Annotated in this window: 21 protein-coding genes; 12 read left to right on the top strand and 9 right to left on the bottom strand. The window is 58.1% G+C overall.

The genetic code is table 11. The features are described from left to right. Positions 1-88: 88 nt before the first annotated feature. Positions 89-607 carry a MarR family winged helix-turn-helix transcriptional regulator gene (locus ACN0SY_RS11055; RefSeq protein ID WP_417687173.1) on the top strand — a complete coding sequence of 173 codons (519 nt, stop codon included), beginning with the start codon at positions 89-91 and terminating at the stop codon, positions 605-607. Positions 608-939: 332 nt separating this feature from the next. Here the strand turns inward: ACN0SY_RS11055 and ACN0SY_RS11050 are convergent, their stop codons facing one another. Then, positions 940-1,395, bottom strand: a complete 456-nt coding sequence (locus ACN0SY_RS11050; protein ID WP_417687172.1) for a methylated-DNA--[protein]-cysteine S-methyltransferase — start codon at positions 1,393-1,395, stop codon at positions 940-942. A 162-nt stretch (positions 1,396-1,557) separates the two neighbouring features. Between ACN0SY_RS11050 and ACN0SY_RS11045 the strand changes: the two genes are divergently transcribed. The 4 genes from ACN0SY_RS11045 to ACN0SY_RS11030 all read left to right on the top strand — a co-directional run bounded on the left by ACN0SY_RS11045 (position 1,558) and on the right by ACN0SY_RS11030 (position 5,066). Then, complete coding sequence (locus ACN0SY_RS11045) at positions 1,558-2,505, top strand: DMT family transporter (RefSeq protein ID WP_417687171.1); 948 nt, start codon at positions 1,558-1,560, stop codon at positions 2,503-2,505. Positions 2,506-2,612: 107 nt separating this feature from the next. Further along, positions 2,613-3,257, top strand: coding sequence for a L,D-transpeptidase (locus ACN0SY_RS11040; RefSeq protein ID WP_417687170.1), 645 nt, complete (start codon positions 2,613-2,615; stop codon positions 3,255-3,257). A 16-nt stretch (positions 3,258-3,273) separates the two neighbouring features. Beyond that, a complete protein-coding gene (locus ACN0SY_RS11035; RefSeq protein ID WP_417687169.1) occupies positions 3,274-3,849 on the top strand; it encodes an OmpA family protein in 576 nt (191 codons plus the stop codon). Positions 3,850-3,923: 74 nt separating this feature from the next. Beyond that, the gene (locus tag ACN0SY_RS11030; RefSeq protein WP_417687168.1) at positions 3,924-5,066 is read left to right on the top strand and encodes a LacI family DNA-binding transcriptional regulator; all 1,143 of its coding nucleotides are present in this window, start codon (positions 3,924-3,926) and stop codon (positions 5,064-5,066) included. A gap of 39 nt (positions 5,067-5,105) precedes the next feature. Here ACN0SY_RS11030 and ACN0SY_RS11025 read toward each other — a convergent pair whose 3' ends face one another. The 5 genes from ACN0SY_RS11025 to dctP all read right to left on the bottom strand — a co-directional run bounded on the left by ACN0SY_RS11025 (position 5,106) and on the right by dctP (position 11,304). Beyond that, a complete protein-coding gene (locus ACN0SY_RS11025; protein WP_417687167.1) occupies positions 5,106-7,226 on the bottom strand; it encodes a diguanylate cyclase in 2,121 nt (706 codons plus the stop codon). A gap of 201 nt (positions 7,227-7,427) precedes the next feature. Continuing rightward, complete coding sequence (locus ACN0SY_RS11020; RefSeq protein WP_417687166.1) at positions 7,428-8,297, bottom strand: isocitrate lyase/PEP mutase family protein; 870 nt, start codon at positions 8,295-8,297, stop codon at positions 7,428-7,430. 8 nt (positions 8,298-8,305) lie between these two features. Beyond that, positions 8,306-9,580, bottom strand: coding sequence for a TRAP transporter large permease (locus tag ACN0SY_RS11015; protein ID WP_417687165.1), 1,275 nt, complete (start codon positions 9,578-9,580; stop codon positions 8,306-8,308). After that, on the bottom strand, positions 9,577-10,095 hold the full coding sequence (locus tag ACN0SY_RS11010) for a TRAP transporter small permease (protein WP_417687164.1): 519 nt from the start codon (positions 10,093-10,095) through the stop codon (positions 9,577-9,579). The genes ACN0SY_RS11015 and ACN0SY_RS11010 overlap by 4 nt, the downstream gene beginning before the upstream one ends. A 204-nt stretch (positions 10,096-10,299) precedes the next feature. Continuing rightward, positions 10,300-11,304 carry a TRAP transporter substrate-binding protein DctP gene (dctP, locus tag ACN0SY_RS11005; protein ID WP_417687163.1) on the bottom strand — a complete coding sequence of 335 codons (1,005 nt, stop codon included), beginning with the start codon at positions 11,302-11,304 and terminating at the stop codon, positions 10,300-10,302. Between the two features lie 189 nt (positions 11,305-11,493). Here dctP and ACN0SY_RS11000 point away from each other — a divergent pair, with 189 nt between their 5' ends. Next, complete coding sequence (locus ACN0SY_RS11000) at positions 11,494-12,456, top strand: 2-hydroxyacid dehydrogenase (protein WP_417687162.1); 963 nt, start codon at positions 11,494-11,496, stop codon at positions 12,454-12,456. Between the two features lie 58 nt (positions 12,457-12,514). On the opposite strand, the gene ACN0SY_RS10995 is transcribed toward ACN0SY_RS11000, so the two are convergent. Together ACN0SY_RS10995 and ACN0SY_RS10990 are read right to left on the bottom strand one after the other, a co-directional pair. Continuing rightward, positions 12,515-13,693: a pyridoxal phosphate-dependent aminotransferase gene (locus ACN0SY_RS10995; RefSeq protein ID WP_417687161.1), complete on the bottom strand. Its 1,179-nt coding sequence runs from the start codon at positions 13,691-13,693 to the stop codon at positions 12,515-12,517. A 136-nt stretch (positions 13,694-13,829) separates the two neighbouring features. Further along, complete coding sequence (locus ACN0SY_RS10990) at positions 13,830-14,543, bottom strand: spermidine synthase (RefSeq protein WP_417687160.1); 714 nt, start codon at positions 14,541-14,543, stop codon at positions 13,830-13,832. A gap of 222 nt (positions 14,544-14,765) precedes the next feature. On the opposite strand from ACN0SY_RS10990, the gene ACN0SY_RS10985 reads away from it, so the two are divergent. The 5 genes from ACN0SY_RS10985 (at position 14,766) to ACN0SY_RS10965 (ending at position 20,623) form a co-directional block, all read left to right on the top strand. Then, positions 14,766-15,755 carry a fatty acid desaturase gene (locus ACN0SY_RS10985; RefSeq protein ID WP_417687159.1) on the top strand — a complete coding sequence of 330 codons (990 nt, stop codon included), beginning with the start codon at positions 14,766-14,768 and terminating at the stop codon, positions 15,753-15,755. A gap of 159 nt (positions 15,756-15,914) precedes the next feature. Beyond that, positions 15,915-17,027: a CobW family GTP-binding protein gene (locus tag ACN0SY_RS10980; protein ID WP_417687158.1), complete on the top strand. Its 1,113-nt coding sequence runs from the start codon at positions 15,915-15,917 to the stop codon at positions 17,025-17,027. An 11-nt stretch (positions 17,028-17,038) separates the two neighbouring features. Further along, entirely contained in the window at positions 17,039-18,013 is a 975-nt protein-coding gene (locus ACN0SY_RS10975; protein ID WP_417687157.1) for a WD40 repeat domain-containing protein, read from the top strand. 19 nt (positions 18,014-18,032) lie between these two features. Next, positions 18,033-19,625 carry a gamma-glutamyltransferase family protein gene (locus ACN0SY_RS10970; protein WP_417687156.1) on the top strand — a complete coding sequence of 531 codons (1,593 nt, stop codon included), beginning with the start codon at positions 18,033-18,035 and terminating at the stop codon, positions 19,623-19,625. Positions 19,626-19,708: 83 nt separating this feature from the next. After that, on the top strand, positions 19,709-20,623 hold the full coding sequence (locus tag ACN0SY_RS10965; protein ID WP_417687155.1) for a LysR family transcriptional regulator: 915 nt from the start codon (positions 19,709-19,711) through the stop codon (positions 20,621-20,623). Positions 20,624-20,645: 22 nt separating this feature from the next. Here the strand turns inward: ACN0SY_RS10965 and ACN0SY_RS10960 are convergent, their stop codons facing one another. Continuing rightward, the gene (locus ACN0SY_RS10960; protein WP_417687154.1) at positions 20,646-21,710 is read right to left on the bottom strand and encodes a Glu/Leu/Phe/Val dehydrogenase dimerization domain-containing protein; all 1,065 of its coding nucleotides are present in this window, start codon (positions 21,708-21,710) and stop codon (positions 20,646-20,648) included. 239 nt (positions 21,711-21,949) lie between these two features. Here ACN0SY_RS10960 and ACN0SY_RS10955 point away from each other — a divergent pair, with 239 nt between their 5' ends. Continuing rightward, a complete protein-coding gene (locus ACN0SY_RS10955) occupies positions 21,950-23,728 on the top strand; it encodes a DUF1007 family protein (RefSeq protein WP_417687153.1) in 1,779 nt (592 codons plus the stop codon). The last annotated feature ends 6 nt before the right edge of the window (positions 23,729-23,734 follow it).

Here is a 23,734-nt window from a genome sequence, read left to right as displayed (position 1 = left end):
CTGTCATTTGACGGTTAAATAGCGCCGTTATGGTGCGCCCGAAACCGCTCCGGGAAGCGGTTGGTTGCTTCAGGCAAAGGGGCGGTAGATGGCGTTCAACTACAAGAAGAGCACAACCTTCAGATTGTTGCAGGCGGCGAAGGCTCAAAGGGCTCGCTCCGGTGGCCATCTCATGCGCATCGGCCTGCATCCGGGGCAGGAACTTGTACTGAAAGTCCTCGCCGATGGTGATGGAAAAACCATGAGCCAGCTTGCATTGGCGCTGGGGGTTCAGCCGCCGACGGTCACAAAGATGGTCACTCGTCTATCTTCCCAGGGTTATGTCCGCAGGCAGGTTTCGGATACTGACGGGCGCCTTGCCAGAGTCTATCTCACTGCCGACGGGCGGGAATTGATCCAAAGTGTCGATCGTGCCTGGAAACGCCTCGAGCGCGAAGCCATGAGCGGGCTTGACGACAAGGAGCGGAAGAAGCTGCGCAAGCTCCTGCGCCAGGTGGAGCGCAACCTTTCCCAAACCGGTGATGCGGACGAGGACGAGGAGGGCGAGGCTCTTTCAGAGACCGATGCCGAGCACGATTCACCAGAACGGTTGCTGGAGCCGGCGTAGCTCGCCTGTCGTGGCCTCCTCGTTTGCATAGCCCGCATATAGTATGGTGGTTCAGAGTACCACTGTGATTGCGGAATGAATGATGAAACGCCGACAGCTGGATGACGAACGAGGAGCCCGTCGTGCCGCGGAACTTCGACGGCGGTTCAGTGCGATCTCGAGCCGGGCTTTTGGCCGGAAACGTGGCAGAGCACAACAAACGAGCGCCGAACAGGACACAGTTCTGGGCGCTACGATTTGGAAGGCAGCGGTTTTCTGGGGGCTGGTAGGCTTTGTGGCCTATGTCGTGGCATCCGCGTTCCTCTGACGAGGATGCTGCCCGTATCACTTCCTCAAACCAGAAACGGATAGCCGCCTTCCAGCTTCAGGAGGGAGATCTTCGTTTCGAGACCTCCGTCACCGGAATAGCCGCCCAATCCCTTCGCGGACAAGACGCGGTGACATGGGATAATGATCGGGATGGGATTAGCCCCACAGGCCTGACCTACCGGTTGGCCAAAGGTATCGAGCTTCGCGGCAATTTCGCCGTAGGTTACGGTCTCCCCGTAAGGTATTGCAGACATCTCCCTGAACACCGACTGATGAAAATCGCTTCCACTGGGCGCAAGCGGCAGATCGAAGACCCTTAGGCGCCTGTCGAAATACGCTTTCATTTGCCGGCAGGCTTCGTCAAGAAGCGGCGTCTGGCATGCCGTCGGTTCTCCGCCCCAACCGACACGGACCAACGTCTCACCACTTTGCTCGATCCAAACGATGCCGACAGGTGTATCGACCTTTGCTGCCTGCATGATGATGAAACCCGATCCTCTGACTACAGGACATGGGATAGGTTCTTGCGAACGTACCGGGAGCGCGGAAAGCGCCCTTTCTTGCTTCTGTCTTAGCCGCTAACCTATGAGAAATCTCGTGGCCATGTCGAGCCGCGTTTTATCCAGAAAAGCTCATAAGAAATGACCGGTCAGGACAATATCAAGGTGCCCGGCGGCTCTGCCATTGGTCCCGTTGAAGTGCACTCAGGGAAAGTCCCCACGGAACAGGCGCCTTTGAAGGCCATCGGCCTGATCCTCCTGGCATGTCTGTGTTTCTCCGGGCTGGACGCCACGGCGAAGTATCTCAGTCAGACATTGCCTCCGCTTCAGATCGTTTGGGTTCGCTTCGTGACCCATGTCATCCTTGCGCTGGTTTTGTTCAAAGTCTGGAAGAACCCGGGATTGTTCAAGACGGGACGGCCGGTGTTCCAGGTCGTCCGCGCACTCGCATTGCTTGGCACGACGATCGGCAATTTTCTCGCCGTACAGCATCTACAGCTGGCCGAAACCATGTCGATCCTCTTTGCGGCGCCCTTCGTGGTAACGGCGCTTGCGGGACCGATTCTCGGAGAATGGGTCGGATGGCGGCGCTGGGCCGCGATTATCGTCGGCTTCTGCGGGGTGCTTGTGGTGACCCAACCGGGAACCGGGCAGATCCACTGGGCGGCTATCTATTCCGTGATGGCGATGCTGCTCTATGCGGTCTATGCCTTGATGACCCGCGTTCTTGCTGCCACGGATTCCTCCGCCAGCATGCTCCTGATCTCGGCGGTCGTTGCCTCGCTTGCCATGGCACCGGCCGGTTTGACCGTCTGGGTAGCGCCCGGAGATCTTTTTGAATGGGGCCTGCTCTTGTCGACCGGCGTCTATGGTTGCATCGGGCACTGGATCTTCATCCAGGCCCATCGGTTGGCCCCTGCTCCGGTTCTGGCGCCTTTCATCTATGTTCAGATCGTCTGGATGGTAAGCTTGGGATATCTCGTGTTCAACGATGTCCCGACTGCGACGACCATCCTGGGAGCGTCCATCGTCGTTGCTTCAGGTCTCTACATTCTGTATCGCGAGCAGCTACGCAAGGATAAGACGTAGGCTGCTGGTTGCGGCCACGCGGTTGACGTTAGGGCGGAAATGCAGGCTTAATAGCTTCGGCATCCAATTCATGGATTTCCGGGTGCCAGTATTTCGGGAGGTGCGCAATGTCTTTGTCGAGACGCGAGGTTCTCCTTGGTGGCGGAACTATAGCCGCCTCCGTCATGATGGGAACACCGGCATTTTCCAATGCCGCGGCCAACGCCTATTTCACAGGATACCGTGAGGACAATGGCTTCCGGTATCGGGTCACCAATTTCGACAAGATCGACCCCGTCTGGCGCAAGCAGATGGTCAAGTATTTCAGTCCGGAGCCGCCGGGCACCGTGGTCGTCGATACGCGGAACCATTTTCTTTACGTGGTCTGGGAGAACAACACGGCACTTCGCTACGGCGTAGGCGTGGGACGGGAAGGCTTCCAGTGGTTCGGTCGTGCGCGCATCGATCGCAAGGCGCTCTGGCCCCGCTGGGTGCCGCCGCCGGAAATGCTTCAGCGCCAGCCCGATCTTCCGCGACTGGTCGAAGGTGGATCGGCGGACAACCCGCTCGGACCGAGGGCACTCTACCTCTATCGTGACGGGGCCGATCTCGGTTACCGGTTGCACGGGACGCTTGAGCCTTGGAGTATTGGCCGGGACGTTTCCAGCGGGTGCATCCGCATGTTCCCTGAGGATGTCATCGACCTCTATCAACGATGCCCAAAGGGAACCAAGGTCTTGGTGCTCGAGCATCTGGGGGCAAACGCCGGGTAGCGGCGCGGCAGTGAAAATGATGGAGGCGGCCAAGAGGCCGTTTCCTTCTCAGGGGGCAATCTTGACAATCTCGAACGTTTTGAGCCGTTTCCTAACGGTACTGGCCTTGCTCGCTGGCGCGCAACTTGCCGCCTGCACTGGCATTGATAACCTGACAACTCCGGATGTGACCAACGCCACCGCAGCAGGTTTCGTCGACATGAAACCCGGTTCCGAGGAAGAGTTCATGCTGAACGTTGGTCGGCGTATTTTCTTCGAGGAAGGATCAGCTGCGATCACCGACGAAGCGCAGATGACCATCGTTCGTCAGGCTGAGTGGCTCAGAAAAAACCGAAGCTGGTTGGTCAAGATCCAGGGCCATGCTGATGATCCGGGCACTGAGGCGGAAAATAAACAGCTTTCGACCCGGCGCGGCGACGCGGTGATGTCAGCGCTTGTGGCACAGGGGATTGAGCGAAAGCGCATGTGGGTAAAGGGATACGGTATCGAACGGCCGGTGACCGATTGCGACGATATTACGTGCAAGTCGCAAAATCGACGTGTTGTCGTTAACCTGCGAGAGGAATTCGACGAATCGGCCGCGCGGCGTTAAGAGGACACGAATGCGGAACGTGGTATACACTTCCGCATCTTCAATTGCGCCCGCCGCACGCTTGAGACACCTATATGACCGACGACAAAGGTTCTGACAAAAAGGCATCCGGCGACCCGGGGCCGGGAGGTCAGAATGATGCGCTCTCCGGCGCTGCCGGTTCCAGCCCGTTCCCGACTGGCAAAAGGCTGACGCTCGGTCATATCGCAGAGAAGCTTGGCATCTCCACGGCGACCGTGTCACTTGCCCTGCGCGATAGCCCGCTCGTGGCCGAAGATACGCGCGAGAAGGTGAAGAAGACCGCTGAAGAGATCGGGTATATCTACAACAGGTCGGCGGCTTCGCTGCGTACCGCAAAGAGCCAGATTGTCGGCGTCGCCGTTCACGACATCCTCAATCCCTACTTCGCAGAGGTGTTTTCGTCGCTCGAGGATGTTCTTGAAGAGAACGGGCAGATGATTTTCATCTGCAATCATCGTGACGACGTGAAGCGTCAACGTGCGTTCATCAATACGCTTCTGCAGCACAGGGCCGACGGCTTGATTCTATGTCCCTCGGTTGGCACGACCGCGGAAGAGATCAACCGCCTCGTCGATCAGGGAATCCCGGTCACTCTCATGTGTCGTGAGTTGAAGGGGGTTTGGGCTCCTTGCGTGCGCGGCGATGATCTCGCCGGCAGTTACGCCGTTACCAAGCACCTCATCGAGCAGGGACACAAGAAGATTGCGATGGTCGGTGGACGGAGGGGGAGTTCCGCCGGACGCGATCGCCATGCAGGCTGGAGCAGGGCTCTGGAAGAAGCGGGGATCTCACCGTCCAGCCAACTCGACATCCCGGAATTGATGACGCAGTCGGATGGGAAGAAGGCCGTTCCGCAGATCGTCAACGCTGAAGACCGGCCCACGGCACTGATGTGCTTCAATGACCTTGTCGCACTGGGAATGATGCCCGCATTGCGGCGCATGCAGATCGAGCCAGGGCCGGATATGGCGATTACCGGATACGATGACATCGACGGGGCTGCCAGCCGCACGCCGGCGCTTACGACCGTAAACAATCATGCCGACAAGATCGGCCGGCTGGCTGCACTTACGCTTTTGCGTCAGGTGGCCGGCGAACGAGTTCCGAACAGACCGATCCTGATTGAACCCGAATTGCGCGTGCGCGAGAGTTCGCCCCCGCAAGGAGTTCGTCTGGGCCCCCGGTTGGTCGAATAGCCTCCGCCCCGTTGCCAGGGGATGACCGCTCAGGTTCGGTCAACCTACGGCCCGTGCCAATTCGGGCTTGAAAAGACAGCACTGGTTTCGACCGTTTGCCTTGGCCTGGTAGAGAGCGATGTCTGCCCTCTGCATGATACCCGAGAATTCCAGGTCGTCGGGCATGACCGTTGAGAGCCCCATGCTGCAAGTCACCTTGTTTTGCATTTGCGGCAGCTTGCAGTTTTCCTCGATCTTCACTCGAAGCCGTTCGCACACGAGCATGGCGTCGTCGGGCACCGTGCTGTCTAGGATGATGCAGAACTCTTCACCGCCGATGCGGCCGAATACATCCACTGCGCGCAGCGCTCCGCCAATTATGTCGGAGAAACGCATAAGAACTTCGTCGCCGACACCATGGCCATAGGTGTCGTTGATAGACTTGAAGTGGTCGATGTCCAGCAAGGCGACGGTGAACGTCGACTTGGTGCGACGAAAACGCGCCACTTCGGTGTTGGCCCTTTCCATGAATGCACGGCGATTGAGAATTCCGGTCAGGTCATCGACGCTGGCGATCCTTTCAAGCCGAACCTTTGCATCCATCAAGGCCTTGTGGTCCTGTTCACGAGCAATCTCGTTACCGACCCAGTCGGCAAACTGACGGATGATCTCCATGTCGGTTTTTGTAAAGGCGCGCTTACGGGGCTCGGTACCAGTGAAATTGATTGTGCCGTAGATTTCTCCGTCCACCAGCAATGGCGCACCCACATATGTTTCCAATGCGAATGTCTTGTAGCAGGGATGGAGTGCGAGTTCTGACTCTGCCGTGTGAGCTATTGCAACCGGCTGATTTACCTTAAGCGTGTTGCTGCAATAGGTATCGGCAAGCGGAAAGCTGGCACCGCGGTCGAGTTCGCCGTTCGGGCACTCTACCCATTTGATAGTGAAATTCTGGCCGACGATGCGACTGATGATGCCGAACGGGAGATCGAAGTGCTCGCAGCCAATCCTGAGGATCTGCTGGATCTTCTGCGCACTACTGAGTTCCCGCGTTGACGTGACCGAATAGAGTTCAGCGAGTGTGCGCTCGACCTTTTTGCGCTCGGTAATGTCGTTTGCAAAGATGATCAGGCCACTGACGTCGCCAATTTCATTGAACTTCGGAATGTACTCCAGATGTACGTCCCTGCGAATGCCGTCAGGGAAAACGCCCATGGTTTCGCAACCTGCCCGCTGGCCTTTCAGCGCTTCCTTGTAGACCTCAGCTGTGACCGAAAGCATCTTGGCTGGCAGCCGATCAGCGAGGGTTGTCCCGACCAGTTGCTCCGAACCGCAGGCGAACCACCTCGAGCCATACTCATTGATGAAAATGCATGTGCCGTTCAGATCGACCTCAATGATTGCGGACGAAAGACTGTCTGTAAGGATGGCGAGGTTGGAATAAGCCTCGCGCGCTTCATGTTGGGCGTTCTTGAGTTCGGTTATGTCGGCGCGAATTCCGGCGATACCGTTGGAGCGGGTGCGGCGTTCCGAGATCCTGAGCCAGCGGCCATCCGCCAGGCGCTGTTCTATCGGCTCTCCATCGGCCACCTGATGGCGTTCGATACGTAGGTTCAGCCATTGCTCGTTGCTCAGGAAGCCGGTTTCGTACTGATTGTTTTCGAGTCCGAACCTCAGAATGTCGCGGAACGAACTGCCGGGGATCATCGCCGACGCCGACTCGTGATAGATCTTTTTGTAGTTCTCGTTGCAGATCACGAGATTGTCGTCGCTATCGTACAGAGCGAAACCTTCAGAAACGGCTTCAATGGCATCTTCGAGTGTCTGCGATGCCTCATCTGCCATGGCCTCAAGGGCCAGGCGATCCGTGATGTCCCGGCCAATGAACAGAAAGCCAACATGCTCGGATCTTGCGTCGAACAGCGGCGTGCTGACGACTTCGCAGGTAAATATCGCCCCGTTTTTCCGTCGAAAATCGACGGCATAGCGCCGGCTATCGCCGCGACGCGCCGATGCAGCGTGCCGTTCTCCCGCTGCCTTGTAATCATCCTCGTTGACATAGATGTGTTCAGCAGTTTGCCCGATGAGCTCCTGCTTTGTGTAGCCATACATCAATTCGGCGGCGCTGTTTACAAACAGAATGCGGCGGTCAGGACGCGCGATCACAACGCATTCTGCCATCGCGCCGAATGTTTTTTCCAAATCCAATTGGATGCCGGAAATGAGGCTAGGTACACTCATCTACGATATTCCTCTACGTAGTTCTCCTACATTTGAGGCGGAAACAATAAACAAATTGATACTTGCAAATTTCAATCCGCAAATTCCCATTTTATTTCAATGCGCATTTGAAAATCTACGTATTTTCTATTGTTATATTTGTCAGTATCTCCGGGACGTGGAATAGCGCTCGGAAGCGGCATAGTAGGTTTCGAAGCCGATCTTTTCCCGCAGTTCGCCAAAATTGGAGAGAAGATGTGTCCGCGGCTCGTCATCCTTTAATGCAGCCAGCGCGTCGCACATCGCCTTCATCGCTGCGGCCAATAGCGTAAGTGGGTAGGCGGCGATCGCATACCCGATGTTGTGGAGTTCCTGATGGCTGAGCTCGGGGGTCTCCCCTCCTTCGACGATATTCGCCATCTTCGGGCCCGGCAACTCACGGCAAATCTGGATCATCTCTTCCCTGGTCTTGGGAGCCTCGACGAACAAGATGTCGGCGCCGAGTTCCTTGAACCGGGCCGCCCTCTCGATCGCTTCGCCCAATCCATGATCATGCCGTGCATCCGTCCTTGCCATGATCAGGATATCGGCGCCCTCCTCACGGGCATCGACCGCTGCACGGATTCGATCGAAAGCCTCATCGCGTGAAACGACGGCCTTGCCCGGCGTATGGCCGCAGCGTTTGGGCGCGAGTTGGTCTTCGATCATGACACAGGCCGCTCCGGCTTTTGCGAAACCAGCCACGGTGCGTTTGACATTCATAGCGTTGCCGTAGCCGGTGTCTCCGTCGGCAATCAGGGGAATGGAAGTTCCTTCCACGATGTTGCGTGCCTGGTCCAGAACCTCACCATAGGACATGAGCCCGAGGTCGGGAGCGCCGATGCGGGACGCGGATGTGGCGAAACCCGACATGAAAGTCAGGTCGAAACCAGCCTGTTCGATTAACTTGGCGGACAGTGCGTCGAAGCAGCAGGGCATGACATGCAATTTGTCCTGCGCGAGCAGCTGACGCAATTTATCGGCTTGAGACATCATTTATCCTAGAGTTTGAAGGGCACGTAGAGTGCAATGTCGGGCCATGCGTAAAGCATGATGACGCTCGCCAGCATGATGACCAGGAAGGGTAAGACACCCTTCGAAACAACGGCCAGGTTCGTTCGAGCGACCGACTGGATTACGTAGAGATTCAGCCCGACCGGTGGGGTGATCAGGGCGCATTCCACCAGAATGACCATGTAGACACCGAACCAAACAGGATCGAAGCCCATGGCGGTGGCCGCCGGCAGCAGGACGGGTGTCATGATGAGCACCATGGACAGGGCCTCGAAGACAAGTCCCATCAACAGCAGTACGAGCGAGACGACGATGATGAACGAGAACGGGCTATCGATTGTCTGACCGATGAAGACCGAAATATCCTGCGGAATTCGGTATAGCGTAATTGCCTTGCCGAAGACCTTCGCCCCAGCGATGATCAGGAGGATGGCGATGGTGGTGACCATCGTCTCAAATGCGGCGTCGAGAAACCCTTTCCATGTCAGGCTTCTGAGGATGCCGGCGGTGATGATGAGCGCTGCAGCAAAGCCGATCGCGGCCGCTTCTGTCGGAGTTGCAGCGCCGGTGTAAATTGATCCGATCACAATGAGGGCCAGCAGAATGCTCGGTGTTGCACGCAGGGTTGCCTCCTTGCGTTCGGCCCATGTCGATGGGGCTTCCGGCGTGTAGCCTCCAAACCATCGCGCGTAGATCATGGCAAACGCAATGAAGAGCACCACGAGCAGAATCCCGGGACCGATACCTGCCAGGAACAGGGCGATCACTGATTGTTCGGTGACGAAGCCGTAGACGATCATCGGGATCGATGGGGGAATGAGAATGCCAAGTGTACCCCCGGCGGCGAGCAGGCCGTAGACGAATTTCCTCTCATAGCCACGCTTGATCATTTCCGGAATGGCGACGGTGCCGATCGTTGCAGCTGTGGCAACGGACGAACCGGAAATCGCTGCGAAAATGGCGCATGAAAGGATCGTTGCGACCGCGAGGCCACCCGGCCAATGACCAACCCATGCATGCACGGCGGCGAACAGGTCCTTTCCGACACCCCCCTTGAGCAGGACATTCGACATCAGCAGGAACAGGGGGACGGCAAGCAGGATGAAGCCGTCAAGGGTCGACAGAATCGCCTGGGGCGCCATGAGCGGCGAAAACCCACCCGCAACCAGCAGCGTGAGGCCAAGACCGCCGAGGGCGAAAGCAACTGGAACGCGCAGGAGCAGCAGTGCGAACAGCGCAACCAGGATCAGTAGTGTGCTCATTCGTGGGCTCCGTGCGACGGACCTTGGATTTGGCGTCCGGATATGGCGTTGAAGGCTTCAATCACGGCCTGGACGAACAGCACGGCGAAGCCGAACGGCACAGCCAGCTCCGCGACCCAGGTCGGCAGGTCGAGCATCGACCCGGTGGTGCGACCACGCTCGAATGACTCGTAGAAGATCTCCCAGCCTTTCCACGTCACCGCTGCAGAAAATGCGCCCACCACCAGCATGGAAATTGTTTCGGTGACGCGTTTCTGTCGTGCGGAGAGAAGCTCAACCAGTGCATCGACGGCAATATGCCGGCGGGTTCTGAGCAGCCAGGCCATCCCGAGCAACGATCCCCAGATGAGGGTAAGCTGCGATAGCTCCGCAGCCCAAATCGTTGGGGCGACGAAGAAATGCCGTGCAACCACCTCGTAGGTGAGCATGACGCCCGACGCCACAAAAAGCGCCGCGGACACCCAAGCCATCGCTTGGACGAGAGTATGGAAAGGTTTCATCGCGGTTCGCTTCACGGATTTTCGTATCCCAGGCAAAGAGCGGTGAGGACAAAGACAACCAGCCTGCCGAACGCAGTCAGCTGACGCACTGTGTAAGCACAGTGCCAGTGGCTTTGTGATCGATACCGAATTTGCTTTGGGTACCTGTGGAGGCTTCAACCTGTCACGCCCAGCCTCGAAAGGCCGGGCGTGACGTTGCATGACGTCAGGAAAGCCTGATCAAAGGCCCTGCGCTGCCTTGAGCACCTGAGCGCCCAGCTCGCCGGATTTTTCGATGTACGCATCATAGACCGGCTGCGCACCAGCTTTCCAGGCGGTGATTTCTTCGGCGGTCGGATTGTAGATCGTCATGCCGTTTTCCTCGGCGGCCGCGTAAGCGGCGGCTTCGATTTGTGACATGCGATCACGAACATCGGCCTCTGCCTTTGCCGCCGCAGCCTCGATCAGCTGCTTGTGTGCGTCCGGCAGTCCTTCCCAGAACTTGGTGTTGACCACGACAATGAATTCGATGTCTGCGTGGTTTGTCACGGTGATGGTATCCATGACTTCCCAAAGTTTGCGTGACTTGACGCCGGAAACGCCTGTCATGCCGACGTCGACCGTTCCGCGCTGATAAGCGAGATACTGTTCTGAGCCGGAGATTAGTGTCGGAGCGCCGCCCGATGCCTGAACGAAGTCGCCAAGCGTCTTGCCGAACACGCGTACTTTTTTGCCGGCCATGTCGGCAGGGGTCTTCAACGGACCACCCTTGGACAGCATGATGGCGCCACCATATGCCTGCCACCAGAGAACGGTCGCGCCTGTGTCCTTGATAGCCTCATCCAACGGTCCTCGAACCGGGGAATCCTTGGCAACCGCTGCACGAACCTTGTCTTCTGAATCGAACAGGAACGGCTGGTAGAAAATGTCGACTGCCGGTATGTCGCCGACATACCGGGTGAGCGATGCAACGCCCATCTCGATGGCGCCTGAGCCGACAGCCGCCGGAACTTCCTTGTCCTTATAGAGCTGGGCGCTGTCGTAAATCTCGACGGCGATATCGCCGTTCGAGGTTTTTTCCACTTCCTCCTTGAACAACGAGAGATTCTGGCCGAGATGGCTCGTGAGTGGTAGCTGCAGCGAAATGCGCAAGGTGGTTTCGGCGGCGGCAACCGGACCGCAGAGCGAGGTAGCCCCCAGACCAACAGCTAGCGCCGCGGATGCGGCCCATTGAAACAACTTCATGATTTCCTCCCAAAAATCCAATGCCGTCACATTGGAGGAAGGCTGACCCTTGGTCAATATTGGTTGCGATGGTAACAAGATTCTCAGGAGGAAAATTCAGACCGCGATAGCCAATGCCTTGCAAATACGCGGAAATTCCGATCTGATCGGTGGGATTGAATCCTGGATTTTCGTTCACCGAGGCGAGTTATGAGCAAGCCGGATATTATCGTCCCGCGGGTCATGCGCGATGTGGTCATGCGTGGGCTCGCAGAGCATTTCAATGTTCACAAACCTTACGAAGCAGCCGATCCGTTCGCAGTCATGGCCGAGTTGTCGCAGACCATTCGAGGTGCGGCCGTTCTAGGCCAGAAGGTCGATGCGGCCTTTCTCGATCAATTTCCGAATCTCGAGATCGTCGCAAATTTCGGCGTTGGCTACGACAACATCGATGCGCATGATTGCAGCGCGCGCGGCATCATGGTGACGAATACGCCGGATGTTCTGACCGACGAAGTCGCCGACACGGCCATCGGCTTGTTGATCATGACGGTGCGCGAACTCTCAGCGGCAGAACGGTGGGTGCGGGACGGATCTTGGAAGGCCAAGGGCGCATTTCCGTTGTCCAAGGCGACGCTCAGTGGTCGCAAACTCGGTGTTCTGGGCCTGGGCAGGATCGGGAAGGCCATCGCGAAACGCGCAGAAGCCTTCGGGCTTGAGATCCACTATCACGGGCGCAGCAAGCAGAAGGGTATCGCGTTTCCCTATCATGCCACTTTGCTGGACCTTGCGACTGCCTGTGACACCTTGATGATCGTCGCGCCTGGTGGAGAGGACACGCATCATATCGTCAATGCGGAGGTGTTGAAGGCTCTGGGGCCGAGCGGCATTGTCATCAACATCGGTCGAGGTACCGTCGTGGACGAAGCTGCACTCGCAGAGGCGCTTGCGGACGGAACCATTCATGCAGCCGGCCTCGATGTCTTCGAACATGAGCCGAACGTGCCGCAAGCCCTGCTCGATCTCGAAAACGTCGTGGTGTTGCCGCATGTCGGTTCGGCATCGGTGCATACTCGCGATGCCATGGGGCAGCTGGTCGTGGACAACCTTGTCAGCTGGTTCAGGAGCGGGCGCGCGGTCACTTCGGTTCCCGAAACGCCGCAGAAATCCTGATTTCTGACAGCCATATCGCGAGGACTGCCCGCCGCCTGTAAGGTGACGGGCGACAAACCTATTTCGCGTTCTTTTCCAGGAAGTCTTTCATGCGGCCGAGGGCTCGCTGGATGTTTTCGGTGGAGTTCGCGTAGCTGAGGCGAATGTAGCCTTCGCCAAGGATACCGAAATCCGGTCCACCGATGACGGCAATGCCAGCATCTTCAAGCAGAGCGGAGGCAAGGGGTTTTGCCTTCCAACCGGTCGCCTTGATATTCGGGAAGGCATAGAAGGCCCCCAACGGCGTGCGGCAAGTCACATTCGGAAGCGCGTTCAGGCCATCTACGACGACCTTGCGGCGTCTATCGAATTCGCGGACCATGTCGTGCACAGCGTCCTGCGGTCCGGTCAGGGCGGCGAGGCCTGCGAACTGAGAAGGTGCGTTGACGCAGGACCATGCGTTGACCGCGAGCTTACGGGCCTTGTCCATCAGGGCGTCCGGCCAGATGGAATAGCCCATGCGCCAGCCCGTCATGGCGTAGGTCTTCGACCAGCCGTCAAGCAGAATAAGACGATCGCGAATGCTCTCGAAGCCGAGCAGGGAGACGTGCTCCATGCCGTCATAGGTCATTTGGCCGTAAATCTCGTCAGACATGATCGCGACGTTCGGGTGCTTTTCGAGGCCGGCAACCAGCTTCTCGACTTCCTCCCGCGGGGTCACGCCGCCACAGGGGTTTGCAGGCGAATTGACGATGATGAGGCGGGTCTTGTCGGTAATCAGCGACAGGGTCTCCTCCGCGGAGAAGGCAAACTCGTTTTCCTCGCGGATCGGAATCGGGACCGGGCTCGCTCCGGTGAACTCGATCATCGACCGGTAGATCGGGAACCCGGGATCCGGATAGAGAATTTCTGCACCTGGCTCACCGAACATCAGGATCGCCATGAACATGGTGACCTTGCCACCCGGGACGATCATGACGTTGTCCGGGTTCGGAGCGTATCCGGTCCGCTTCTCGACATCTGCGCTGACGGCCTCGCGCAGCGGCAGAATGCCTGTGGCCGGGGTGTAGCCGTGGTGGCCATCGCGAAGCGCCTTGATCGCCGCTTCGACGATATGCTCGGGGGTGCGGAAGTCGGGCTGACCGATGCCAAGATTGATTATGTCGCGGCCTTCGGATGCCAATTTCGTCGCGCGTGCGAGCACCGCGAAAGCGTTTTCTTCGCCAATACGGTCAAATCCGGCAATGGTCTTCAGCATTCTAGTGGCTCCTCCCGACGAACCATTTTTCTCTGTCGTCCGGACAGCTTTAGCTGAAATCCTCAACACGTGAAAAGACGGTCAGGCGAAACTGTTTTTCCGAAGAGGTGAATGCGATGGCTGCCACGGGGTTTGTCTAAATGCGCCCGACGTAGATTGTATTGGTTTCCTCCACGTCGTTCAGCGGGCTCTTGAAGGGAATGACGTGGCTGTCCGTTGCCGCAAAGACCCTCGTCAACGCGTCTTCGAAGTCTGTTGCCGGCGGGTCGTTCGACCACAGTGCGAACACGCCTCCCGGTTTCAGGTGCCTCGCCATTCTTTCCAGGCCCGAAGGCGCATAGAAAGCCAGGTTTTGCGGATCCAGTACATTGTCTGGAGAATGGTCGATGTCGACGAGAATGGCGTCGAATTTGCGCCCCGGTTGCTCGAGGTCCAAGCCGTCATCAGATGCGACCAGCGCAAAAAAGTCGCCAAGCTGGAACCTGCAACGTGCGTCGGAGGTGAGTTGTCGGCCAACGGGCAAAAGGCCGTCCCTGTGCCAGTCGATGACGGGCTCGAGAGCGTCCACAACGAGAAGAGAGGACACGCGAGTGTCTTTCAACGCCGCGCGTGCAGTGTATCCAAGCCCCAGGCCTCCGACAGCAATGTCGAGGTTTTCGCCTGTGACGGCGGCCAAGCCTAGGGTCGACAATTCCTCTTCCGCGACAGTGAACCGGCTGGACATGAGAAAGGCGTCACCCAGGATGATCTCATGGTATTCTTGGTGGGAGATCGGGTCCTTCCTGCGTCTGAGCGAAAGGGCGCCAATCGGTGTCGGGCGATAGTCGAGTTCTTCAAACAGCAAGCTCAAGAGTGATACATCCTACGCTGGATTGTCCGTTTTCCATGGATTGACCATAGAGGACGCTCCCCGGAGTATCAGCACAGTTGTGGTCCCATGACGGAAAAACCACTTCATTGTTATTTCAACATGCGACAGAAGATACGTTGACCTAGCGGCGCTGCTCTGTCACCAGATGTTGGAAATGGGCTTGTCCCGCAAAAAATCGACAATCAAAAAGCGGGACTGATCTTGCTGAACGAACAAATCCGGGAGCTTGCGGCGCACTGCGAGCGGTTCAAGACGCCTGTCGCATGGCGTGCCACCAGCCAGATCATCACGACGGTGGTGCCATTCCTGGCTTTATTGACGGCGATGTATTTCAGCCTGGACGTGAGCTATTGGCTCACGCTCGTTCTGGCGGTCCCAGCGGGCGGGTTGCTGGTCAGGTTCTTCATCATCCAGCACGATTGCGGCCACGGATCGTTTTTTGCCTCCAAGAAGGTGAACGACATTACTGGCCGACTGGTCAGTATTCTGACACTGACCCCCTATGCCTACTGGCGTCGGTCTCATGCCCTGCACCATGCGTCGTCTGCCAATCTCGATAGGCGCGGCATCGGAGACATCACGACGCTCACCGTTGAAGAGTACAAGGCTCTGCCGCTGATCCAGCGCATCGGTTACCGCATCTATAGAAATCCGTTCTTTCTCACCACCGTCGGTGGGGTCCTGCATTTCCTCGTCATCCAGCGTCTTCCGCTCGTGGTGCAGCGGCCGTCTCGGGAGATGGCTCTGAGTGTTCTGCTTCTCGACGCGGCGATGCTGGTTGTCTACGGAACGCTGATCTACTTCCTGGGCTGGACCGACTTCCTGTTGCTCGCGGCGCCCATGGTGCTTGTTGCGTCCGCAGCCGGTGTTTGGCTGTTCTACATCCAGCATCAGTTCGAGGAAACGCACTGGTCCAGTGAGCCGGAGTGGGACCGCAAGACGGCTGCCGTGCTTGGGTCGTCCTATTATGATTTGCCGAAGGTTCTGGACTGGTTCACGGGCAACATCGGGCTCCATCACATTCATCATCTCTGCAGCCAGATCCCGAATTACCGTCTGCAGGAATGCATGGCAGCAAGGCCGGAACTTGCCACCATCAATCGTATGACAATCTGGGAAAGCCTGAAGTGCGCGAACCTTGCGCTGTGGGATGAGCGCTCGAAGCGACTTGTTCCTTTTGGAGCGGTCTGACCCAGCCTCCAGAGGGCCCCCTTGAACCGGACGTTTGGGAGGATCTCTCCCGCTCGTCGTTTCTGCCCTCTCCCGTTTCTTAAAAAGACTGCTTATATTCGCCGGGACTCAGTCCGGCGAACGCGCCGGATTTAATTTCATTCCGCGCTGGAGAATTCCATGTCTGCGTCCCAAGACACCGCTACCAACCAGATTCCGGTCACTGTTCTGACCGGCTATTTGGGCTCCGGGAAAACCACCCTGCTGAACCGCATCCTGACCGAGAACCACGGCCAGAAGTATGCCGTTATCGTCAATGAGTTCGGCGAAGTCGGGATCGACAACGATCTTCTCGTGGAATCCGACGAAGAAATATTCGAGATGAACAACGGTTGCATTTGTTGCACTGTTCGCGGCGACCTCATCCGTACGGTCCAGAACCTGATGAAGCGCAAGGGGGCCTTCGACGCCATAATCGTGGAAACCACCGGAGTTGCAGACCCGGCGCCGGTCGCCCAGACCTTCTTCATGGACGATGATGTGCGCGCGGCCTCAAAACTCGATGCCGTTATTACGGTTGTCGATGCGCGCCACGTTCTCCAGCGCCTGGAGGACACCGAAGAGGCGGAGGACCAGATCGCCTTCGCAGACGTCGTTCTGATCAACAAGACCGATCTTGTTTCAAAAGAAGAGCTTGAAGTCGTCGAAGCACGCATTCGCTCGATCAACCCCTATGCAGTGCGTCATCACACGGAGCGTTGTGCAATCGACCTGAAGTCGGTGCTTGATCGCGGGGCGTTCGATCTTGACCGCATTCTGTCACTGGACCCCCATTTTCTCGCGCATGGTCACCACGCACATGAGTGCGGACCTGATTGCGATCATGACCACGATCACCATCACGGTCATCACCATGGCCACGATCATCATGATCACGATCACGCTTGTGGCCCGGATTGTGACCACGATCACGACCACCATCATCACGACAACCCACACTCTGTTAAGAGCATCTCGCTGAAGGCGGGCGATCTCGACCCGGAAATGTTCTTCCCCTGGATCAATCAGGTGACCCAGGTACAGGGCCCGAACATCCTGCGCCTCAAGGGTATCATTGCCTTCAAGGGCGATCCGCAACGCTATGTCATTCAGGGAGTGCACATGATTGTGGAGGGCGATCACCAGCGTGACTGGAAGGATGACGAGCCTCGTGAGAGCCGACTCGTCTTCATCGGCCGCGATCTGAACTGGGATGTCCTGAAGCAGAGCTTCCAGGCCTGCGCCGCAAACTAAGGGGGCGCTGCGTGCCGACACTTGCTCCAGTCGATGCGGATGCCTTTGTCATCCGTGCCGGCTTTCTGAAAGATATTCCCTTCTTCGCGCTGGGCGACGGTTCTGTGCTGTTCACCGAGGGAAGTGAACGCCGGGTTCAGGTGCACAAGAGTGGTCTCCTGGCTGCTGAGCTGACACAGGACGGGAAGGGTCTGGTCACATCAGGCGATGATGGCCTCATTCGACGGACCAATGCCGATGGCGAGGCGGAGACCCTTGCAGAACGCCCGCGCAAGTGGATCGACCTGATCGCTTGCGGGCCGAGCGATGCGGTGGCCTTTGCTTCGGGACGTACTGCCTGGGTGCGGTTGAAAGACGGTACCGAGAAGGAGTTCGCCCATGAACGTGCGGTCGGTGGTCTCGCTTTTGCCCCCAAGGGAATGAAGCTCGCTGTCGGAAGATACGATGGCGCGACCATCTGGTGGGTGACGGCACAGGGCAAGCCTCAGGAACTCTCCTGGAAGGGCGCGCATCTGGCGACCTGCTATTCGCCCGATGGGAAATATCTCGTCACATCGATGCAGGAAAATGCGCTGCATGGCTGGCGTCTGTCGGACATGCAGGACATGCGCATGACGGGATATCCGTCAAAGGTGAAGTCGTGGAGCTGGTCGGTCAAGGGGCGCTACCTTGCCACTTCGGGGGCCAATGCCGCGATCGTCTGGCCGTTCTTCGGCAAGACCGGGCCAATGGGGCAGAACCCGCTTCAACTTGGAGCACGGGGCGACAGCCTTGTCACGTATGTAGCCTGCCATCCCAAGGAAGAGGTCGCAGCGATCGGGTATCAGGACGGCATGATCCTGATGTGCCGCTTCGAAGACAATGCCGAGGTTCTCCTTCGCCGTTCCGGCAAAGGTCCTGTTTCCTCCATGGCATGGGACGACCAAGGCGTGCGTCTGGTATTCGGGACAGAGGAAGGTGAGGCAGGCATCGTCTCGCTGCAGTAACGTTCGGACGCGTGGACAAATGGATACCATCACTTCTTCGGGCGGAATGGTTGTCGCCCCTCATACGGCAGCAGCGCAGGCCGGTGCAGACATCCTTGCAGAAGGCGGTTCGGCCATCGAGGCGATGATTGCCGCCGCTGCAACGATAGCGGTGGTGTATCCGCACATGAACAGCATCGGCGGTGATGGCTTCTGGCTCATCGCCGAACCCGGCAAGGATCCGAAAGCGCTCATGGCTTGTGGTTCGGCAGGGGCGAACGCAACCATCGAGGCCTATAACAATGCCGGATACGGCGCCATCCCGACGCGCGGCCCGATGGCTGCCGTCACTGTTGCCGGGACGATCGGCGGTTGGGCAAAAGCGAAGGAGGCTGCCGTTGCGATCGGTGCCGGCCGAATTCCAAATTCCGAGTTGTTGTCCACTGCCGTCCGCTACGCCAAGGACGGTATCACCGTCACCCGGTCACAGGCAGCGTTGACAGAGGAAAAGTTTGCAGAACTCGAAAAGCAGCCCGGATTTGCAGACGTTTATCTTGTCGATGGAAAGGCACCCGAGGTCGGCGCGACGCTCAGGCAGGAGCGCCTTGCCGACACGTTGAGCCATCTCGCACACGAAGGCTTCGAGGAATTCTATCGCGGTGATGTGGCCGCAGCCATCGCTGATGATCTGGAGCGTATCGGATCTCCGGTCACCCGGGCCGATCTGGAGAAATTCGAGGCCCGTTTCAAGGACGCCCTCAAGGTAGAGCTGAAGTGCGGGGCCGTCTTCAATGCGCCGCCTCCGACGCAGGGCCTTGCCTCTCTGATCATTCTCGGGCTTTACGATCGCCTGAAGACCAACGGACGCGAGGGCTTCGACCTGGTTCATGGCCTCGTGGAATCCACAAAGCGAGCGTTCCTCGTCCGGGACCGGATCGTGACTGACCCGATGAGGTTGCCGGAGCCACCACGCAATTTCCTGACGCCGGAATGGCTGGACGAGCAGGCCGCCATGGTCGACATGCGCCGCGCTCTGGAATGGCCCCATGTGGCTAAACCGGGAGACACCATCTGGATGGGAGCGGTCGACGCCAAAGGTGTTTCGGTTTCCTTCATTCAGTCGATCTATTGGGAATTTGGCTCCGGGTGCGTCCTTCCGAAGACCGGGATCACCTGGCAGAACCGTGGGGCGAGCTTTTCGCTGCATCCGGAGGCTCTGAATGCGCTCGAGCCGGGCCGCCAGCCGTTCCATACCCTCAATCCGGCGATGGCTCGTTTGGGCGATGGCCGATCCGTGACCTACGGTACGATGGGAGGCGAGGGCCAGCCGCAAACCCAGGCTGCGATCTTCACGCGGCATGTACTGAACGGGATGCCAGTGGGTGAGGCGATCGATGCTCCGCGTTGGCTGCTCGGCCGGACCTGGGGCGACGATACGACGGCCCTGCGCCTGGAGAAGCGGTTCGATCCGGATCTTGTTCGCGATCTGGAACGTGCCGGCCACGAGGTGGTCCAGATCGATGAAGACTACTCGGATACCATGGGGCACGCCGGGATGATCGTCCGGAACGCTCGCGGTGGTCTTGAAGGCGCTCATGATCCGCGTGCTGATGGCGGTGCCGCCGTCGCCTAAGTGGCGGACTTGCAATTGGTGCGTGAATCTTCAACGTTCAGAGTTGAAAGTCTGCGGCAGCGTGGACGGACCAGGGAGGCAACATGGACGCCATAACCCGGATGAGATGCTTCATTCAGGTCGTCGACAGCAAGGGGTTTTCTGCTGCGGCCCGTGAAATGGGGCGTTCGAAGGCCCTGGTGTCGAAATACATCGGCGAGCTTGAAGACGAACTCGGGGCGCGCCTGTTGAACCGGACCACGCGGCAGGTATCACTGACGGAAGTCGGTGAAGCCTACTACAAGGAAGCCAATGAAATCCTGCAGCGTATCGAGGATCTGCAGGCCTCTGTTCAGTCGTCCCAGCAGGCCATCCGGGGGCGACTTCGGGTTTCAGCCCCGCGCTCCATGGGAGACGGTCTCATCAACCGCGCGATGATGGAATTCCTGGTCGAGCATCCGGATGTGGTTCTGGATCTGCGTCTGGAGGACCGTTTCGTTGACGTAGTGGATGAGGGTTTCGACGTTGCTATTCGTGTGACGGATATGGAGGATTCCAGCCTCATCGCCCGTAAGATCGCTCCCTTTCGGACGGTTGTGTGCGCAACGCCCGCAGTGATCGCCAAATACGGTGCGCCAAAGACGCCATCCGAGCTCGCGTCCCGGCCCTGCATCGTGGATACGAATTACCGGTTCAAGCAGAACTGGGGGTTCGTGGACAAGGACCAGCGTCTCTCGGTAACGGTCAAAGGGCCTGTCGAAGTCAACAGCGCTTCGGCGGGGCGTGACGCGGCCCTGTGCAATCTGGGCTTTCTTCGGACACCTCAAATCTTCGTTGCACAGGATATTCACAACGGTGGTCTTGTGACGGTGCTGGACGAGTTCGAGCCTGATAATCGCGGCATCTATGCCGTCTATCCGCATCGCCGGCATCTGACGGGTAAGGTCAGAGCCTTTGTAGACTTCCTGGTCGCCTGGTTTGCCGAGCGCAAAAAAGCCGGGGATGCTTGCCCCGGCTGATCTGCGTTGGCTTCCCTGCCTGTCAGCGGCCAAGTCTTTCTTCGGCCATTGTATCGGCGATCTGCTCCGGTGTTTTGCGTTCCCTATCGGCCCGCTCGAAGATACGCGACAGGGTTTCTCCGATCGCGACCGTCTTCTCGCGAACTCTATCGGCCTGACAGCCGGGAGTGGCAAGGGCGATCGAGATAACGCCGCCTGCATTGATGGCGTAGTCCGGGGCATAGAGTATGCTGCGGTCTTTCAAAGCAATACCGTCGTGGGCCGTGAGCAGCTGATTGTTTGCTGCTCCGGCCACAACGCGTGCAGAGATTTGCGGAACAGTTCGCTCATTCAGTATGCCGCCGAGGGCGCAGGGGGCAAAAATGTCTGCCGGAACCATGTGTGCTTCTGCCGGGTCAACCGCCGTCGCTCCGAATGCCTCCATTGCTTTCAGAACAGCAGGCACATGAATGTCTGAGACGAGAAGCTTTGCGCCAGCTGCATGAAGCAGCTCACACAGGCCGAAGCCGACATGTCCAAGACCCTGAACCGAAACCGTCCGGCCGGTCAGATCCGCGGTGCCGAAGACATGCCGGCTGGCGGCCTTGATGCCTTCGAACACCCCAAGGGAGGTATAGGGGGAGGGGTCACCCAAGCCGGTTGCCGTTGTTCCCCGGACATGTGCCGTCTTGCGCGCAACGGCCTCCATGTCTTCCGTCGACACTCCAACGTCTTCCGCGGTGATGTAGTTGCCCGACAGGCGTTCGACATGGGCGCCGAAGGCCTCCATCAGTTCGGGCGTCTTATCCTTGCGCGGGTCCGCAATGATGACGGCCTTTCCGCCGCCAAGATCAAGGCCTGCGAGCGCATTCTTGTAGGTCATCCCCCTGGACAGGCGGAGCGCATCCGTCAGCGCTTCCGCTGCATTGGCATAAGGCCATATCCGGCACCCTCCGAGTGAAGGTCCGAGTGTGGTATCGTGGATGGCGATGACAGCCTTCAGACCGGTCTTGCGGTCAGATACGAATACGACATTCTCATGATCGCTGAATTCGACATCGTCGAAGACGGCGGAACGGGAAATGGGAGTGGCAAAAGGGGCGTTCATAACCGTGTGCCTTGAGTGATTTTCTGCAAGAATAATTCTCCGGCATTTATCGGAAATGAGTTTCCTTTGTTTCGATCAATGCATGAAAGTCCGTCATAATTTTCGCAGAATTCGCCATTTGCTGATGAGAATTTTCCGAGTTTGTTTTGCGCTTGCGGGATGCGCATGTCTTGATCCTGCCGTCTTCGCAGGCCAAGGAAGAGGTCTGATCATCTCTGTCCCGCGGGAAGTCGACCCACATGCGCCGTATTGTGTCCCTGGTATGCCTAATCGTGGTCCTGGCAAGCGGGGCGATCACGCCAGTTTCGGGGCATCCACATGTCTTCGTGGAAGCTCGTACAACGCTCGTCTTTGGTGACGACGGGCTTGCCAAGTCGGTTCGGCATGTCTTCCGCTTCGATGATGCCTTCACTTCGTTCGCGATCCAGGGTTTTGACGTCAATGGTGATGGCGTCTACAGCCGTGATGAACTAGCGGAGCTTGCCAAGGTCAATATCGAGAGTATGGGTGAGTTCGGCTATTTCACCTTTGGCGACAACGGCCGTGTCGAGCTGGATTTCAACGTTCCGCCGGAAGGCTACTATCTTGAAGTCGTAGACGTTCCGATCAGCGAGTATTGGGCAATCAAGCCGGAAGACATCGAAGCCATGCAGGAAGACGTCCGCATGAATGGCGGATCGATGCCGGAATCTGTCACACTGCTCGAGCTGAATTTCGTCCTGCCGCTGAAAGATCCATCCGACGTCGCAAATGCCATCACGCTCGATGTCTATGACCCGACCTATTACGTCGACTTCCGGTTTGCCGCCTCATCGAATGCGACTGCCGTGGAAAATGGTCCGGGTGCCTGCAGGGTCGAGCGCCGCGAGCCGCCGAAGCTCGATGACGCGACAGCCTTTGCACTTGCGCAGATTGGGCCCGATCAGCGGGACCTTCCTCCGGAGTTGCAGTCCGCTGCAGCGTCGCAGATCAACCAGATGATTGTCACTTGCGAAGGTGGGGAAGCGGCGGTTACGACTGCGCAGACTGCCGACACAGAAGTTGCAGCAGCCGCGCCGGAAACCACAACGGTTCAAGAACCGGGTCGCGCGCCTGATGCCGGCGTCACCTCTTTGGCGGCAGAACCAGACCTGCTGGATCAATGGTTCGGAACAATTGCCCGGCTGCAGCAGGATTTCTATCAGCGGCTGATCTCTGCCATGCGCGCGTTCAAGGCCAACCCCAATGCAGGTTGGCTCCTCGTCGGCTTGTCCTTTGCCTATGGCATCTTTCACGCAGCGGGGCCGGGGCACGGCAAGGCGATCATTTCGTCATATGTTGTTGCCAACAATGAAACGCTGAAAAAGGGTATTTCCCTTTCGTTCCTTTCTGCGTTCGCGCAGGCGGTGACTGCGGTCCTGATCGTCGGGGTCGCCGCTATCGTTCTGAAGCTGACGTCCATCGCGATCCAGGATACGGCCCGATGGTTCGAGATCGGCTCCTATGCTCTGGTTACTTTGTTGGGTGCCTACCTGTTATGGGTGAAGGCCGTCAGGCCTCTGGTCGCTGGTGAGCACGGTCACTCTCATCATCACCACGATCATGGTCACGGCCACGGGCATTCTCACGCGGCCCATCATCATGTCGGATCGGACGGTGTCTGCACCACCTGTGGCCATGCCCATGCGCCCACGCCGGAGATGGTGAGGGGGACAATGACTGTCGGACGGGCGGCTTCCATTGTTCTGGCTGTCGGGCTGCGTCCGTGTTCAGGAGCCCTGATCGTGCTGGTATTTGCCCTGGCGCAGGGCATGCTGCTGGCCGGTATTGCATCGACCTTCGCAATGGCGCTGGGAACCGGCATTACGGTTGCCGTCCTTGCGGGTCTGGCTGTCGGTGCGAAGGGGCTTGCGGTGCGGCTCTTCGGCGAAGGATCCGATTGGGCGGTGAAAGTTCACCGCACAATCGAGATTGCCGGAGCTTTGATCGTCTTCCTGCTCGGTCTTTCGCTTTTGATCGCCACTCTTGGGTGGGGCTAGGTCAAA

Source organism: Roseibium sp., assembly GCF_048261595.1.
Classification (GTDB): domain Bacteria; phylum Pseudomonadota; class Alphaproteobacteria; order Rhizobiales; family Stappiaceae; genus Roseibium.
The sequence above is the reverse complement of the archived record's forward strand: the minus strand, read 5'-3'. Positions and strand labels throughout refer to the sequence as shown.